Below are 14525 nucleotides of genomic sequence, written 5' to 3'. Positions count from 1 at the left end.
ACCGACAGCGCCACTTGGCCGCCAACCGTCATCGGCGTCTCGACAAAGCCACGCCGCCCCAAGGACAATAGCGGCCTGCCGACAGGAGTCCTGAATGCGCCGTTTGTTTTCCCTGCTGCTGATGATGATCTGCACCATGCCTGTCTGGGCAGACAGTCTCGATCAGCTGTACAAGGTCGCCGGCTGGCCCGACCAGCGCGCCCACTTCACCGATGCCGTGAGCGCTGCCCAGCAGCGCTACAAGAACAGCCTGCCGCCTGCGGTCTACCAGGCGCTGGTCAACAACAGCAACCAGCGTTTCCAGGCCCAGGCCATGGACCGCCGGGCCCAGGCGCAATTGCGCGCCAACCTGCCCAACCCTGCGCCTGCGCTGGCCTTCTTCCAGTCGCCGCTTGGGCGCAAGGTCGTGGCCGCCGAACTGCTGGCTACGCGCAAGGACCAACTGGCCAAGAATGCCAAGGGCCTGCCGAAGATCCAGGCCAGCGACAACCGTATGCTGATCATCGGCCACCTGGCCCAGGCCCTGCCTGCCCGGGAAGCCGGTGCCGAGGTGAGCCTGGCAATCGCCGGCGTCGCGGCCGACAGCCTCAGCTCCATGATCCCCGGCCTGTTCGGGGCAGGTCAGGCCAGCAGCCTGCTCGATGGCCAGCGCCAGCGCCTGATGCAGCAGATCGGCGAGGATTTGAACAACACCCTGTTGTACGTCTACCGCGACCTGTCCGACGCCGAGCTCGAGGAATTCGCCACCTTCGCCGAATCCGCCGAGGGCAAGGCCTACTACAAGGCAGCCCTGGAAGCGGTGCGCGCCGGTCTGGCGGTGGGGCGGAGCGCCGCAGACCTGCAGTGATCAGCCAAGGCGCTGATCGATGAAGGCGAAGTAGCGCTGGCGAATGGCCGGCAACTCGTTGGCCAGATGATGACGCGCCTCGGGCAGCATGAGGATCTGCGGCTCGGCGAACTTGGCCTTGAGCACCTTGAGGTTGTAGGGCCAATCCACCGTGGCGTCGGCTTCCCCCTGCACGATCACCGGTCGCCGCACGCTGCGCGGCGCGGCCTCGATACGCTTGACCCAGGCCACCAGGGCCCCGACCCAGGCCGTCGGCAACCGCCGCGGTTGCAGTGGGTCGGCCTCCAGGAACGGCAGGAACGCCGGATCGTTGCTGTTCTCGCTGAAGCGCCGCTCGATGCCGTTGACGAAGTGGCGCAGCACGCAATAGCTGAGTTTCGACCAATACCACGAGCGTGGCCGCACCAAAGGCGCCAGCAGGATCACTTGGCCATCGGCCGGGCTCTGCTCGCCGTGGTGCAGCACGTGATCCACCACGATCGCCCCGCCAGTGCTCTGCCCGCACAGATGCCATGGGCGTGGCAAGTCGAGCAGACGGGCCTGTTCGAACAAAGCATCGAGCATCTGCTGGTAGACGGCGAAATCAGTGATGCTGGCCCGTTCGCCACTCGACAACCCATGGCCTGGGAGGTCGCAACTGATGACCGCGAACCCCTGACCCAACGCCCATTCGATCACATGGCAGTACAGCCCCATGTGGTCGTAGTAGCCGTGCAGCAGAAACAGCGTCGCCACAGGCCGCTGCGGCAACCACACCTGCCCCACCAACTCGAAGCCCGCCGCCTTGAAGCCGCCCAGCCAGCTTTGGCGCACCGGCAGGTCCAGGCCATAGAAACGCTGGTAGTCCAGGCCTTGGGACGACAGAGGGTGGCGGGCCGCCAAGGGCGCAAGGCTGGCGCGCAGGAGGTCGGGGTGAAAGGTGGCGGGCATCGGGCGGATCCACAGCGAAGCGAGTATTGACCTGTGATATTCAGCTCTGGGCGTCATCGTGGCAAGCTAGACCCTTTGCCAGAACAGACCGCTCCCACAGGGTTCTCGCTGCCCCAAATCCTGCGGACACACCATGCCCACCCGTAAATCCCTGCTCACCGCCTTCGCATTGCTGCTCTGCGCTGCCGTCCTCTGGTGGGCGTACGCCAGTTTCCAGGCGCGTTACCTGCGCACGTTCGACGACCAGACAACGCTGTTCGAGGGCAGCCAGTTGCAGTTGCCTGCCGAGCTGGCCGGCCCAGGCCCGATCCGGGTGGTGCATTTCTGGGACCCGGCCTGCCCCTGCAACGTCGGCAACCAGCAGCACCTGGGCGAGCTGATCGAACATTTCGCACCTCAAGGCGTGCGCTTTCATGTGGTGCAAAAGCCCGGTAGCCAAGGCCAGTTGCCTGACAACCTGGCGGCGCTCCAACCCTTGGCCGCGCTGCCCGGCAGCGAGCACCTGCCAGCGTCTCCCGCCGTGGCCATCTGGGACCGCGAAGGCCGCCTGGCCTACTTCGGCCCTTATAGCGAGGGCGCCGTGTGCAATGCCAGCAACAGCTTCATCGAGCCGGTCCTCAAGGCGCTGGTCGAAGGCCGCAAGATCAACGCGTCCAACACCCTGGCCCAGGGCTGCTACTGCCCTTGGGCCGGCTGACGCACCCGCGCGGGGTTGCCCACCACGATCGCCCCGGCCGGCACGTCGCGGGTGACCACGCTGCCGGCGCCCACCACGGCGTTGTCGCCGATACTCACGCCCGGCAGGATGATCGCCCCGCCACCGATCCACACGTTGTTGCCAATGCGCACCGGCCGGCCGCTCTCCAACCCGCTGCGGCGCACCTCGGGGTCCAGCGGATGGTCAGCGGTGTAGATCTGCACCGCAGGGCCGATCTGGCAGTCCTCGCCGATATGGACCGGCAACACATCGAGAATCACGCAATTGAAATTCATGAAGGTGTTGGCACCCACGCTGATGTTGTAGCCGTAGTCGCAATAAAATGGCGGACGAATCACTGCGCCTGGGCCGGCATGGCCGAAGTGCTCGACCAACAGCGCGTGGCGGGCGTCGTTGAGCAGCTCGACACTGCTGTTGTAGCGGTGCATCCAGTGCTTGTTGGCGATCTGCTCGGCTTGCAGTTCAGGGCAGCCGGCATGGTAAAGCTGGCCAGTCAGCATTTTCTGTTTTTCGCTGAGGGACATGGAGACTCCTTCCAGGGGACTATGCTCAGTTCGCGAATCCGTCGATGATCGGACCACACTTTTCGCTCGAATGCACAAGGAGTCTTGATGAAGCGCAGCCTGACCCTGCTGGCAGTGGCGATTGCCGCTGCCGTAGGCGCCGGTTACTGGTACGTGCAAGGCAAGCAGCCACAGCGCGAGGGCCAGGCAAGTGTTGCCGGCCTCGAGGCGCCGGTCAGCGTACGCTACGACGCTCGCGGCGTCCCTCATCTGCAGGCGCAGAACGAGTCTGACCTGTACCGTGCCCTGGGCTATGTGCATGCCCAGGACCGGTTGTTTCAGATGGAAATCCTGCGGCGCCTGGCCCGTGGAGAGCTGGCCGAAGTGCTGGGCGCCGACCTGATCCCCACCGACACCCTGTTTCGCAGCCTGCGTATCCGCGAACAGGCCACACGCATGGCCCAGCGCCAGGACCAGCAATCGCCGGCCTGGCAGGCGCTACAGGCCTACCTGGACGGGGTCAACCAATGGCAGGCCAGCCACCCCAAGCCCATGGAGTTCGACCTGCTGGGCATCCACCCACGCCCCTTCACCGCCGAGGACACGCTCAGCATCGCCGGCTACTTGGCGTACAGTTTTGCCGCTGCCTTTCGCACCGAGCCTGCGCTGACCTATATCCGCGATCAGCTCGGCCCTCAGTACCTGGAAATCTTCGATCTCGACTGGCAACCGGACGGCGCCCTGGCCGCGCCCCTGGCTGCTGCGGACTGGCGCAGCCTGGAGCAGTTGGCACGCTTGAGTCACGAGGCCTTGGGCGAGGCCGGCATCCCCCAGTTCGAAGGCAGCAATGCCTGGGCCGTGTCTGGCACCCGCACGCGCAGCGGCCGCCCATTGCTGGCCGGCGATCCGCACATTGGCTTTGCCGTCCCGGCAGTGTGGTACGAGGCTGAACTGTCGGCACCGGGGTTCAACCTGTATGGCTACTTCCAGGCGCTCAACCCCTTCGCCCTGCTCGGTCACAACCTGGACTTCGGCTGGAGCCTGACCATGTTCCAGAACGACGACGTGGACCTGATCGCCGAGCAGGTCAACCCGAACGACCCCGATCAGGTCAGGGTCGCTGGCAGGTGGCAGCCGCTGGAAAAAGTCGAGCAGCAGATCGCTGTCAAAGGCCAGGCCCCCGCGTCTATCACCCTACGTCGCTCGCCCCACGGCCCGATCGTCAACGATGTGATCGGCGCCACCGCCGGGCCTAGGCCGATTGCCATGTGGTGGGCATTCCTGGAAACCGACAACCCCTTGCTCGATGGCTTCTATCAGGTCAACCGCGCCGATACCCTGGGCAAGATGCGCGACGCGGCAGCGAAGATCCATGCCCCCGGCCTGAATCTTGTCTGGGCCAATGCCCGTGGCGACATCGGGTGGTGGGCAGCAGCGCAATTGCCGGTGCGCCCAGAGGGGGTCAATCCGTCGTTCATTCTCGATGGCAGCACGTCCCAGGCCGACAAACCCGGCTTCTACCCGTTCAGCGTGAACCCACAGCAAGAGAACCCTGCCAGCGGCTACATCGTCTCGGCCAACTTCCAGCCTCCGGCCGTCGTGCCGGTCCCTGGCTATTACAACCTGCCCGATCGTGGTCGCCAGCTCGACCGACACCTGGCCGTGCCAGGTATCCAGTGGGACACCCAAAACACCCAAGCTTTGCAGCTCGATACCGCCACCGACTACGGCCCACGCACCTTGGCACCGCTGCTGGGCACTTTGCGCGCCATCGCTCAGGGCGAGCAGGAGAAGGAACTGGTGGAACAATTGGCCGCCTGGCGGGGCGACTACCCGCTGGATTCGACCAGTGCCACCCTGTTCAACCAGTTCCTGTATGAACTGGCCTTCGCAGCCCTGCACGACGAACTGGGAGATACCTGGTTCCCGGTCCTGATCAACACCCGCGTCATCGATGCAGCCCTGCCGCGCCTGGCGGCCGATCCCGAGTCGCCTTGGTGGGCGCTACGCGGCGCCAGCGAACATACCGACCGCACCGCTATCGTCAAGCTGGCCTGGCAACGCAGCCTCGCTCACCTGCGCGAGACGTTCGGCAAGGACCCGGCCCGCTGGCAGTGGGGCAAAGCCCACACCCTGACCCACAACCACCCGCTGGGAGTGAAGAAGCCGCTGAACCTGCTGTTCAACGTTGGCCCCTTCGCCGCACCCGGTACCCATGAGGTGCCCAACAACCTCTCGGCGAAGATCGGTCCGGCACCCTGGGCAGTCAACTACGGCCCCTCAACCCGGCGCCTGATCGATTTCGCAGACCCCGGCGCGGCCCTGACCATCAACCCGGTAGGCCAGAGCGGTGTGCTGTTCGACCCGCACTATGGCGACCAAGCCGAGGATTACATCAATGGGCGATATCAACGGGCGCAGATGGGTGTGATTCCAGCGCAAAGCACCTTGCGACTGCTGCCCGTACAGTGACGGCCCGAGCCATGACCTTCAACCCGCTCCCGAGGATCCCGATGCACAAGCACTTCATTGAAATCGACGGCGCCCGCATGAGCTATGTCGACCAGGGCCAAGGTTTCCCCGTGCTGCTGGGCCACAGCTATTTGTGGTCGGCGGCCATGTGGCAGCCGCAGATCGAGGCACTGTCGAAACACTACCGGGTGATCGTGCCCGAGCTTTGGGGCCACGGCGACTCCGCAGCGCCACCGCCCACCACCACCGACATGAGCGTGTTGGCGCGCCAGCACCTGGCATTGCTCGATGCCCTGGATATCCCGAAATGCCATCTGGTCGGCCTGTCGGTCGGCGGCATGTGGGGCGCACAACTGGCCATCGAGCACCCCCAGCGCATCGACCGCCTGGTGTTGATGGACACCTACCTGGGCGCCGAGCCGGACGCCACCCGCCTGAAATACTTTGGCCTGCTCGATGCCGCGAGCGCAGCGGGCGGGTTCAGCGATGCCTTGCTCGACATCGTCGTACCGATCTTCTTCCATGCCGGGGGCCAGACGGTGCCTGAGATCCGTGAGCAGTTTCGCGCCCAGCTCAAGGCCAGCAGCGCCCAGGCAATCCGGGAAAGCCTCGAGCCGATGGGCCGAGTGATTTTCGGCCGGCCAGACCTGCTGACGCGGCTGGGCGAATTGCCAGGCGAACGTACTATCGTGCTGTGTGGCGACCAGGACATTCCCCGGCCACCGGCAGAGTCCAACGAAATGGCCCGCTTGATCGGCTGCCTGGCGGCGCAGATTCCGTTCGCGGGGCACATCTCGAGTCTCGAGAGCCCGCAGGTGGTGAATGAGTTTCTGTTGAACTGGTTGCCGCGCAATAGCTGAAATCCCCGGGGCTGCCATGCAGCCCCACCCGCTCCCACAGGTACGGCGACATTCTTCGGCTTGGCGCTGTGCCCTTGGGAGCAAAGCCTGCGATCGGCCGCAACGCGTACCCTTCGTCGGCGGGCGCGGAAATTTCGTCCTGACCTGGGATCTTTCCTGTCGATGGCCTCTCAAAGGGCACTCAGACAGCCTTCAGGAATCCCCCAATGAACAGCGCCTGCCCACCCATTTCGAACGAGCAACTTCAATGGCTCCTGGCCTTGCGTCGGGCGCTGGCCAAATCGGGGGCATGAACGAAAACGCCGACGCAAATGCGTCGGCGTTTTTCTTTCAGGCGTGAAGATCAGAACGCCGGCAGCACCGCACCGCTGTACTTCTTGGCGATGAATTCCTTCACCTGCGGGCTGGTCAGGGCTTTGGCCAGTTTCTGGATGGCCTCGCTGTCCTTGTTGTCCGGGCGGGCAACCAGGAAGTTCACGTACGGCGAGTCGCTGCCTTCGATTACCAGGGCGTCCTTGGCCGGGTTCAGACCGGCTTCCAGGGCGTAGTTGGTGTTGATCATGTCCAGGTCGACCTGATCGAGCACGCGCGGCAGCATGGCCGATTCCAGCTCGCGGAACTTCAGGTTTTTCGGGTTCTCGGCGATGTCCTTGGGCGTAGCCAGGGCATTCTTCGGATCTTTCAGGGTGATCAGACCCGCCTTTTGCAGCAGGATCAGCGCACGGCCGCTGTTGCTGCCTTCGTTGGGGATGGCGACAGTGGCACCGTCCTTGAGCTCAGCCAGGCTCTTGACCTTCTTGGAGTAGCCACCGAACGGCTCGACGTGTACGCCGATCACGGTTTCCAGGTGAGTACCCTTGCCTTCGTTGAAGTTCTTCAGGTACGGCAGGGTCTGGAAGTAGTTGGCATCCAGACGCTTCTGGTCGACCTGCACGTTAGGCTGGACGTAGTCGGTGAAGACCTTGATCTGCAGGTCCACGCCTTCCTTGGCCAGAGTTGGCTTGATCAGTTCGAGGATTTCGGCATGGGGTACGGGGGTAGCAGCCACGACCAGCTTCTCGGCGGCGTTGGCGAAACCGGCCAGCGACAGGGCAGCGGCCAGGGCAGTGGTCAGCAGAGTTTTTTTCATGGTGATCCTTGTTATCAAGCTGGAGCCATTGATGATGGCGAAGTCGGTGCCCACCCTTTGAATGGGGGCGTGAAGCGGACGATACCGGGAATTTTTATTCCGGAACAATATCTTTTGCTTAGCCGCTTATAACTAAAACAAATTGCCATTACCGCATTCGCTTCTGACCAACGGTTACCCGCTCTAGCACAGGGTTTATCCCAGGCTCGCCAACGTCGAAGCCAGCAATTGGCGCACCGCCGATTTCGTTTGCGGCTCCTGGCTCTGGCCCAGTTGCGCAAGTTGGCGCGCCAGGCTGGCCAGCGGCGTGGTGTCGGGCAGGTCCAGGTGCTGCGGGAGGATTTCCCCGGCATCGCTCACCAACAGGGCAAAGTGGATGACGTTTTCCAGCTCGCGGGTATTGCCGGGCCAGGCATGGGCCTCAAGGGCCTGCTGGGCGGCTTCGCTGATCAGCGGCACCGGAACGCCCAGGCGTAGGCTGTAGATTCCGATGAAGTATTCGGCCAGCGGCAGGATATCCCCCACCCGCTCGCGTAGCGCCGGCAATTCCAGCTGGCCTTCGCGCAGGTAGAGGTAGAGTCGCTCGTTGAAGCGCCCGGCACGCACGGCCTGGGCCAGGTCGATACTGGACGCCGCCACCAAGCGGACATCCACCGGCTGCGGCCGCTGGGCGCCGACGCGGGTGACTTCGCGGTTCTCCAGCGCCGCCAGAAGCTTGCCCTGGATCGCCAGCGGCAGGTCGGCGATCTCGTCCAAGTACAGGGTGCCGCCATTGGCCGAGCCGAACCAGCCCGCCCGGCCGCTGGCGGTTCCCCCTAGGGTGCCGGCGCTGTAGCCGAACAACTCGGCATCGGCGTAGGTCGGGCTGATCGCCGCGCAGCTCACCGAGACGAACAACCCACTGCGGTCACTGGCACGATGGACCTGTCGGGCCAGCAGTTCCTTGCCGGTACCGGTCTCGCCGCGGATTAGCACCGGCACCGGTTGCGGTGCCAGGTGCTCCAAGGCATCGCGCAGCTGTTGCGAACGAGGGTCGATGAACACCAGCGCCTTGGCGCGGATGCTCAATGGGCTTTTGTCTTGCTCGGGGAAGGTCAGCAAAGGCTGACCGAAAGTGTTGTGGATGGTCATGACGCGCTCCCGCCCGAGGCCGCCGCCGGCCGGGCGTCTTGGTGTACGTGAACGGTTCGCGGATCAGGCGCGGCGCAAGGCCCGCTGTTCGATACGGCCTTGCAGGCGATAGAGGTAGGCAAAACCTTGCTCCCAGCGCTCATGGCCGGACTTGACGTTGATATGCCCGGCATTGGCCAGCAGCCCCGCCTCGGCGCCCCAGGCCCGTGCCAGGTGCAATGCACGCGGCACACTGACGGCCGGGTCGTTGTCCGAACTGACCACCTGACTCGGGAATGGCAGCGGCTGCAGCGGGATCGGTGCGAAATTGCGCAGCGCGGGCGAGCAGGTGGGACGCTCGACATCCGCCGGAGCCACCAGCAATGCGCCGCGCACTTGGCGCAGCAAGGCCGGGCGGGCCTGGGCGGCCCAATGAGCGACGGTGATGCAGCCCAGACTATGGGCGATCAGGATCACCGGCGAGCGTTCGGCGGCGATTGCCTGCTCCAGCGCCTGGACCCAGTCGCGCCGCTGAGGCGTGAGCCAGTCGCGCTGCTCGACCCGGACGCTGTTGGGCAGACTACGCTGCCAGTGACTTTGCCAATGGTTGTCTGGCGATCCTTGCCAGCCCGGCACAATCAGGTAACGGATCGACTCATTGCGCATGGGGACGCCTCCTGGAAGTTTGCGTGCTTGGGACCAGTATTGAGGAGACGGTTATATCAGTAAAGGAATAAGGCGCTATTTATTAATAGCTTTAAGTTTTAAGCGACACGCTTCAGTCGCTAACTCGTGCCCTCTTGCCGCACGAAGCTCAAAACGTACAGCCCAAAAAAAAGGGCCATCCCCTGCCAAGGAAAATGGCCCTGAAGCACTTGCCTGAAGAGGGTTTGCCGGTCAGCGTGCGGTGATCACCGCCAACTTGCTGATCCCGGCGCGTTCGATGGCAGCCATGGCCCGCGCCACTTCGCCGTAATTGACGCCATCGTCGGCCTGCAACTGGACGCGCAGCTCGGCGTCCTTGGCCTTGGCGTCCTTGAGGTTGGTTTCCAGCAGATCGGGCTGGATCTCGTCCTTGTTGATGAACAGCTTGCCGCTGCCATCGATGCTCACCACCAGCGGGTCCTTCTGCTCGACCGGGGCCACGGCCTCGGTCTTGGGCAGGTTGATGGGGATGGCGTTGGTCAGCAGCGGTGCGGTGACGATGAACACCACCAACAGCACCAGCATGACGTCCACCAAGGGCGTGACGTTGATTTCACTGAGGACTTCATCGCTGTCCTGGGTCGAGAAGGCCATATCAGGAAGCCTCCTTCACCGGTTGGGTGAATCCGGTCTGGGCCTTGTGCACTGCAGGGTGCACGAGTACGCGGAAGGCACTCTTCTGCGCCAGGCTGTAGAAGTCATGGGCGAAATCGTCGAGGTCGGCGGCGGTCAGCTTGAGGCGACGCAGGAAGTAGTTGTAGACCAGCACCGCAGGCACTGCGACGGCGATACCGACCCCGGTGGCCACCAGCGCCGCGCCGATCGGCCCGGCCACGGTTTCAAGGCTCGCCGAGCCTGCCGCGCTGATGCCTTTGAGCGCTTCCATGATGCCCCACACAGTGCCGAACAGGCCGATGAAAGGCGAGGTGCTGCCGATGCTGGCGACCACTGCCAGGCCCGTTTCCAGGGAGCGGCGTTCACGCACGATCTGCTGACGCAGCGCGCGCTCCAGACGGTCCTGATGATTGATGGCATGGCTCAGGTCATTGGCCTGGCCCGGCTCCCCGACGGCAATCGCCGCGTAGCCTGCCTGGGCCACCCGGGCGGCGGGGCCGGGCAGATCGTGGCTGGGCTGGGCTGCCGCATCGAGGCTCGAGGCCGCCCAGAACTGCTCATGGAAGCGCCGATCCTGGTGCTTCAGGCGCACGAACTGCACGACCTTGACCAAGGCCAACGCCCAAGTGGCCACGGAAAAACCAACCAGCAGCCAGATGACGGCGCTTTCAACGGATTCGAGTGGGGATGCCAACAGGCTCATGATGAAGTCTTCCTTTGTACGTCAATGGGCGCGAATTAACGAAGCTTGAAATCGATCGGCACGCTGACCCAGCCAACCTGGGCCACCTCGCCCTGCTTGGCCGGCACGAAGCTCCAGCGCTTCACTGCGGCGAGGGCCGCGTCATCCAGCACCTGGCGACCGCTGCTCTTCTGGATCTGGATCTGCCCAGGCTTGCCGCTGGCGAGCACCTCGACACGTAGCAGCACCGACCCCTCCCAGCCCCGGCGATGGGCCATTTGTGGGTACTGCGGCGCGGGGTTCTTCAAATAGGCAGCGCTGGCCGAAGGTGGCGTAACCGGCGCCGGTGCCGGCGGAGCCATCGGCGCGGGGGCCGCCACCGGTGGAGCGGGCGGCGCCTCGACGGGCTTGGGCTGCGGCTTGGCCACTGGTTTGGGCGCAGGTTTCGGCTTGGGCTTGGGTATCGGTTTTGGCGCAGGCTTGGCCGCCAGCTCGTCCACCACAGGGGGTGGCGGCTCGACCACGGGCGGCGCTGGAGCCGGTGGAGGGGGCTCGACCACAGGTGGTGCGGGCGCGGCGAACTCGATGGTCATCGGCGGAATCTGTGGTGGAACCACGGGCAATACTGGAGTCGGCGCCTGGCTGATCCAGTAGGCCGCAGCGCCATGCAGGGCCAACACCAGCAGCCCTAGTGCCAGCGTGTCGCGACGCTTGAGGCCACTGACAGGCGTGCGTTGCAGGCGCAGTTGGCCCAATGGCAGGCGAAGCGTGCGTCCAAGCTCGACCAGGTCGCCCGATGCCGGACGCCATGGCTGGTCGTAGGCCCTGACGGCCGACTGGACATTACCCATCGATAGAACTCCCTGGGGGCGTGATTCATGGCTGAATCATCGGGCGCGAAGGCTTATCCCAGAAAGTAATATTTAAAATTAAAAATAGATCTTTTTTGAATATAGAGAAGCTACGGTTGCGCCCAGGCCGCGTCGTTCAAGGGCTGCAGCAGTGCACCGAAAAAACGATGCCTGCCCGGCATATGAAATATAGCGACAAGGCATGGCCCTGGCGCACAGGTGGGGTTGCACACCCTCCGTAGGAGCGGGTTCGCCCGCGACTACGCCCGCCTCTTCACCACGCATCCGCGGGCAAAACCCGCTCCCACAGATTCCTGCAGTCCAAAAAAAACCCGGGGCGATGCCCGGGTTATCGGTGTGCACGATGGATCAGATGTCCGTTACCTTCTGCCAGACCTTCGGCCGGAAGAACAACGTCTCCCCCCGCGCCAGCCCCGACAGGCTGTCGTGGTCCTTGACCACTTCCGCCTCGATCAACTCGCTCTGTCCTGGCACCTTCAAGGTGACACGCGTGGTCGCCCCCAATGGGCGGATGTCGCGCACTTCGGCGGCCTGGTGGCCTTCGGTCTCATGGCGCGACAGCGACACTTCGTGCGGACGGAACAGCACATGCTGGCCCTCGCTCAGACTCAGGCGGTTGGAGTCGCCCAGGAAGTGATAGACGAAGTCGTTGGCAGGGTGTTCATACACCTCGCCCGGCGAACCGATCTGCTCGATCACACCCTTGTTCATCACCACGATGCGGTCTGCCACTTCCATGGCTTCTTCCTGGTCGTGGGTGACGAATACCGAGGTCAGGTTGATGTCCTCGTGCAGGCGCGCCAACCAACGGCGCAGCTCCTTGCGTACCTTGGCGTCCAGCGCACCGAAGGGCTCATCGAGCAGCAGCACCTTGGGCTCCACCGCCAGGGCACGGGCCAGGGCGATACGCTGGCGCTGACCGCCGGACAGCTGCTCAGGGTAGCGGTCGGACAACCAGTCCAGTTGCACCATGTTCAGCAGCTCGTGCACTTTCTCGGCGATCTTGCTCTCGCTCGGGCGTTCACCCTTGGGCTTCATGCGCAGGCCAAAAGCGACGTTGTCGAACACGCTCATGTGGCGGAACAACGCGTAGTGCTGGAACACGAAACCGACGTTGCGATCACGCACGTCATGGCCGGACACGTCCTCGCCATGGAACACGATATTGCCCTGGTCGGGCGTTTCCAGGCCGGCGATGATGCGCAGCAGGGTGGTCTTGCCGCAGCCGGACGGGCCCAGCAGGGCCACCAGCTCGCCGCTGTTGATATCCAGGTTGATGTTGTCCAGGGCCTGGAAGGCGTTGAAGCGCTTGCTGACGTTACGAACTTCGATCGACATGAATCATTCCTCCGCGGCGCTGTGGCGCAGGCGGTTAATACGGTTCTCGCTCCACTGCTTGAGCAGCAGGATGAAGAGCGCCAGGATCAGCAGCAGGCTGGCCACGCTGAAGGCCGCGACATGGTTGTACTCGTTGTAGAGGATCTCCACGTGCAGCGGCAAGGTGTTGGTGACGCCACGGATATGCCCGGACACCACCGACACGGCGCCGAACTCACCCATGGCCCGCGCGGTGCACAGCACCACGCCGTAGATCAGGCCCCATTTGATGTTCGGCAGCGTCACGTGCCAGAACATCTGCCAGCCGTTGGCGCCGAGCAGGCGCGCGGCCTCCTCCTCCTGCGTGCCCTGTTCCTGCATCAGCGGGATCAGCTCTCGGGCCACGAAAGGCACAGTCACGAAGATGGTCGCCAGCACGATGCCCGGCAGGGCGAACACGATCTGGATGTCGTGGTCCTGCAGCCAGGGGCCGAACAGCCCCTGGGCACCGAACATCAGCACATAGACCAGACCGGCGATCACCGGCGAAACCGAGAACGGCAGGTCGATCAGGGTCACCAGCAGGCTCTTGCCGCGGAAGGTGTACTTGCTCACGCACCAGGCGGCGCTGACGCCGAACACCAGGTTCAACGGCACCGAGATGATCACCGCGAACAGGGTGAGCTTCAGCGCCGACAGGGCGTCGGGCTCGAAGATGGCTTCGAAGAACGTGCCAAAGCCATTCTTCAGGGCCTGGGACACGACGATGAACAGCGGCAGCAGCAAGAACAGCGCGAACACCAGCCAGGCCAGGGCAATCAGCACACGCCTTGAGGTGGCACTGCCACGGCGGGCGGCGTTGGCGGCGGCCGCTGCGCCAAGGGATGACGAAGACATTACCGGGCCTCCTTCAAGGGGTTTCGATGCGCCGCTGCAACAGGTTGATCAGCAGCAGCAGGATGAAGGAAACCACCAGCATCAGCACGCCAATGGCGGTGGCACCGGTGTAATCGTACTGGTCGAGCTTGACCATGATCAGCAACGGCAAGATCTCGGTCTTCATCGGCATGTTGCCGGCGATGAAGATCACCGAACCATACTCGCCTACGCCCCGGGCGAACGCCAGGGCGAAGCCGGTCAGCCAGGCCGGCAGCAACGCCGGGGCCAACACGTGGCGGAACACCTGCAGCGGCTTGGCACCCAGGCAGGCAGCGGCCTCTTCGACTTCACGCGGAATATCGGCCAGCACCGGCTGCACCGTGCGCACCACGAACGGCAGGGTGACGAAGGTCAGCGCCAGGGTAATGCCCAGTGGGGTGTAGGCGATCTTGAAGCCCAGGTCGGTCGCGAACTGCCCAACCCAGCCGGCCGGCGCATACAAGGCGGTCAAGGCGATACCCGCCACAGCGGTGGGCAAAGCGAACGGCAGGTCGATCATCGCATCGATGATCTTGCGACCGGGAAAGCTGTAGCGCACCAGCACCCAGGCCAGCAGGGTGCCGATCACACCATTGATGAGGGCGGCGAACAGGGCGGTGCCGAAGCTCAGCTTGAGCGCGGCCAGAACCCGCGGAGCGCTGACGATACTCCAGAACTGTTCCCAGGTGAGCTGCGCGGCATGCACGAACATGGCGGCCAGCGGTATGAGCACAATCAGGCTGAGATACACCAAGGTGTAGCCCAGTGTCAGCCCGAAGCCGGGTATGACGGGGGAAATACGACGTGACATAAAGTTCCCTGGTTGAACGCACGAAGCCCGGGCGTG

The 14525-nt window shown here is 64.0% G+C and carries 15 protein-coding genes; 4 read left to right on the top strand and 11 right to left on the bottom strand.

The window, feature by feature from the left end:
- Window positions 1–94 precede the first annotated feature (94 nt).
- Complete coding sequence (locus AB1N67_RS01240) at window positions 95–847, top strand: DUF2059 domain-containing protein (protein ID WP_090343438.1); 753 nt, start codon at window positions 95–97, stop codon at window positions 845–847.
- Here the strand turns inward: AB1N67_RS01240 and AB1N67_RS01235 are convergent, their stop codons facing one another.
- On the bottom strand, window positions 848–1777 hold the full coding sequence (locus AB1N67_RS01235; RefSeq protein WP_090343441.1) for an alpha/beta hydrolase: 930 nt from the start codon (window positions 1775–1777) through the stop codon (window positions 848–850).
- Between the two features lie 133 nt (window positions 1778–1910).
- On the opposite strand from AB1N67_RS01235, the gene AB1N67_RS01230 reads away from it, so the two are divergent.
- Entirely contained in the window at window positions 1911–2474 is a 564-nt protein-coding gene (locus tag AB1N67_RS01230) for a DUF6436 domain-containing protein (protein ID WP_043211490.1), read from the top strand.
- Here the strand turns inward: AB1N67_RS01230 and AB1N67_RS01225 are convergent.
- Window positions 2453–3019 carry a sugar O-acetyltransferase gene (locus AB1N67_RS01225; protein WP_043211492.1) on the bottom strand — a complete coding sequence of 189 codons (567 nt, stop codon included), beginning with the start codon at window positions 3017–3019 and terminating at the stop codon, window positions 2453–2455. The two genes, AB1N67_RS01230 and AB1N67_RS01225, sit on opposite strands and share 22 nt — an antisense overlap.
- Window positions 3020–3106: 87 nt before the next feature.
- Between AB1N67_RS01225 and AB1N67_RS01220 the strand changes: the two genes are divergently transcribed.
- On the top strand, window positions 3107–5470 hold the full coding sequence (locus AB1N67_RS01220; RefSeq protein WP_336202437.1) for a penicillin acylase family protein: 2364 nt from the start codon (window positions 3107–3109) through the stop codon (window positions 5468–5470).
- A 41-nt stretch (window positions 5471–5511) separates the two neighbouring features.
- Window positions 5512–6330 carry an alpha/beta fold hydrolase gene (locus AB1N67_RS01215; RefSeq protein WP_367863485.1) on the top strand — a complete coding sequence of 273 codons (819 nt, stop codon included), beginning with the start codon at window positions 5512–5514 and terminating at the stop codon, window positions 6328–6330.
- 343 nt (window positions 6331–6673) lie between these two features.
- Here the strand turns inward: AB1N67_RS01215 and AB1N67_RS01210 are convergent, their stop codons facing one another.
- The 9 genes from AB1N67_RS01210 to cysT all read right to left on the bottom strand — a co-directional run bounded on the left by AB1N67_RS01210 (window position 6674) and on the right by cysT (window position 14489).
- On the bottom strand, window positions 6674–7459 hold the full coding sequence (locus AB1N67_RS01210; RefSeq protein WP_043211500.1) for a MetQ/NlpA family ABC transporter substrate-binding protein: 786 nt from the start codon (window positions 7457–7459) through the stop codon (window positions 6674–6676).
- A 195-nt stretch (window positions 7460–7654) separates the two neighbouring features.
- The gene (locus AB1N67_RS01205) at window positions 7655–8590 is read right to left on the bottom strand and encodes a sigma 54-interacting transcriptional regulator (RefSeq protein WP_090343451.1); all 936 of its coding nucleotides are present in this window, start codon (window positions 8588–8590) and stop codon (window positions 7655–7657) included.
- Window positions 8591–8653: 63 nt separating this feature from the next.
- On the bottom strand, window positions 8654–9235 hold the full coding sequence (locus tag AB1N67_RS01200) for an alpha/beta hydrolase (protein ID WP_070571765.1): 582 nt from the start codon (window positions 9233–9235) through the stop codon (window positions 8654–8656).
- A gap of 231 nt (window positions 9236–9466) precedes the next feature.
- Window positions 9467–9868 (bottom strand): biopolymer transporter ExbD, encoded by a 402-nt coding sequence (locus AB1N67_RS01195; protein ID WP_043211507.1) that lies wholly within the window; start codon window positions 9866–9868, stop codon window positions 9467–9469.
- 1 nt (window position 9869) lies between these two features.
- Complete coding sequence (locus tag AB1N67_RS01190) at window positions 9870–10592, bottom strand: MotA/TolQ/ExbB proton channel family protein (protein ID WP_043211508.1); 723 nt, start codon at window positions 10590–10592, stop codon at window positions 9870–9872.
- A 35-nt stretch (window positions 10593–10627) separates the two neighbouring features.
- The gene (locus AB1N67_RS01185; RefSeq protein ID WP_367863484.1) at window positions 10628–11422 is read right to left on the bottom strand and encodes an energy transducer TonB; all 795 of its coding nucleotides are present in this window, start codon (window positions 11420–11422) and stop codon (window positions 10628–10630) included.
- A 369-nt stretch (window positions 11423–11791) separates the two neighbouring features.
- Window positions 11792–12781: a sulfate/molybdate ABC transporter ATP-binding protein gene (locus AB1N67_RS01180; protein ID WP_070571769.1), complete on the bottom strand. Its 990-nt coding sequence runs from the start codon at window positions 12779–12781 to the stop codon at window positions 11792–11794.
- A gap of 3 nt (window positions 12782–12784) precedes the next feature.
- The gene (cysW, locus tag AB1N67_RS01175) at window positions 12785–13657 is read right to left on the bottom strand and encodes a sulfate ABC transporter permease subunit CysW (protein WP_043211515.1); all 873 of its coding nucleotides are present in this window, start codon (window positions 13655–13657) and stop codon (window positions 12785–12787) included.
- A gap of 13 nt (window positions 13658–13670) precedes the next feature.
- Window positions 13671–14489, bottom strand: a complete 819-nt coding sequence (cysT, locus tag AB1N67_RS01170; protein ID WP_043211517.1) for a sulfate ABC transporter permease subunit CysT — start codon at window positions 14487–14489, stop codon at window positions 13671–13673.
- Window positions 14490–14525: the final 36 nt, after the last annotated feature.

The organism is Pseudomonas guariconensis (assembly GCF_040822035.1).
Lineage (GTDB): Bacteria > Pseudomonadota > Gammaproteobacteria > Pseudomonadales > Pseudomonadaceae > Aquipseudomonas > Aquipseudomonas guariconensis.
Note: the sequence above shows the minus strand (reverse complement) of the source record. Positions and strands in the feature narration are given on the sequence as shown.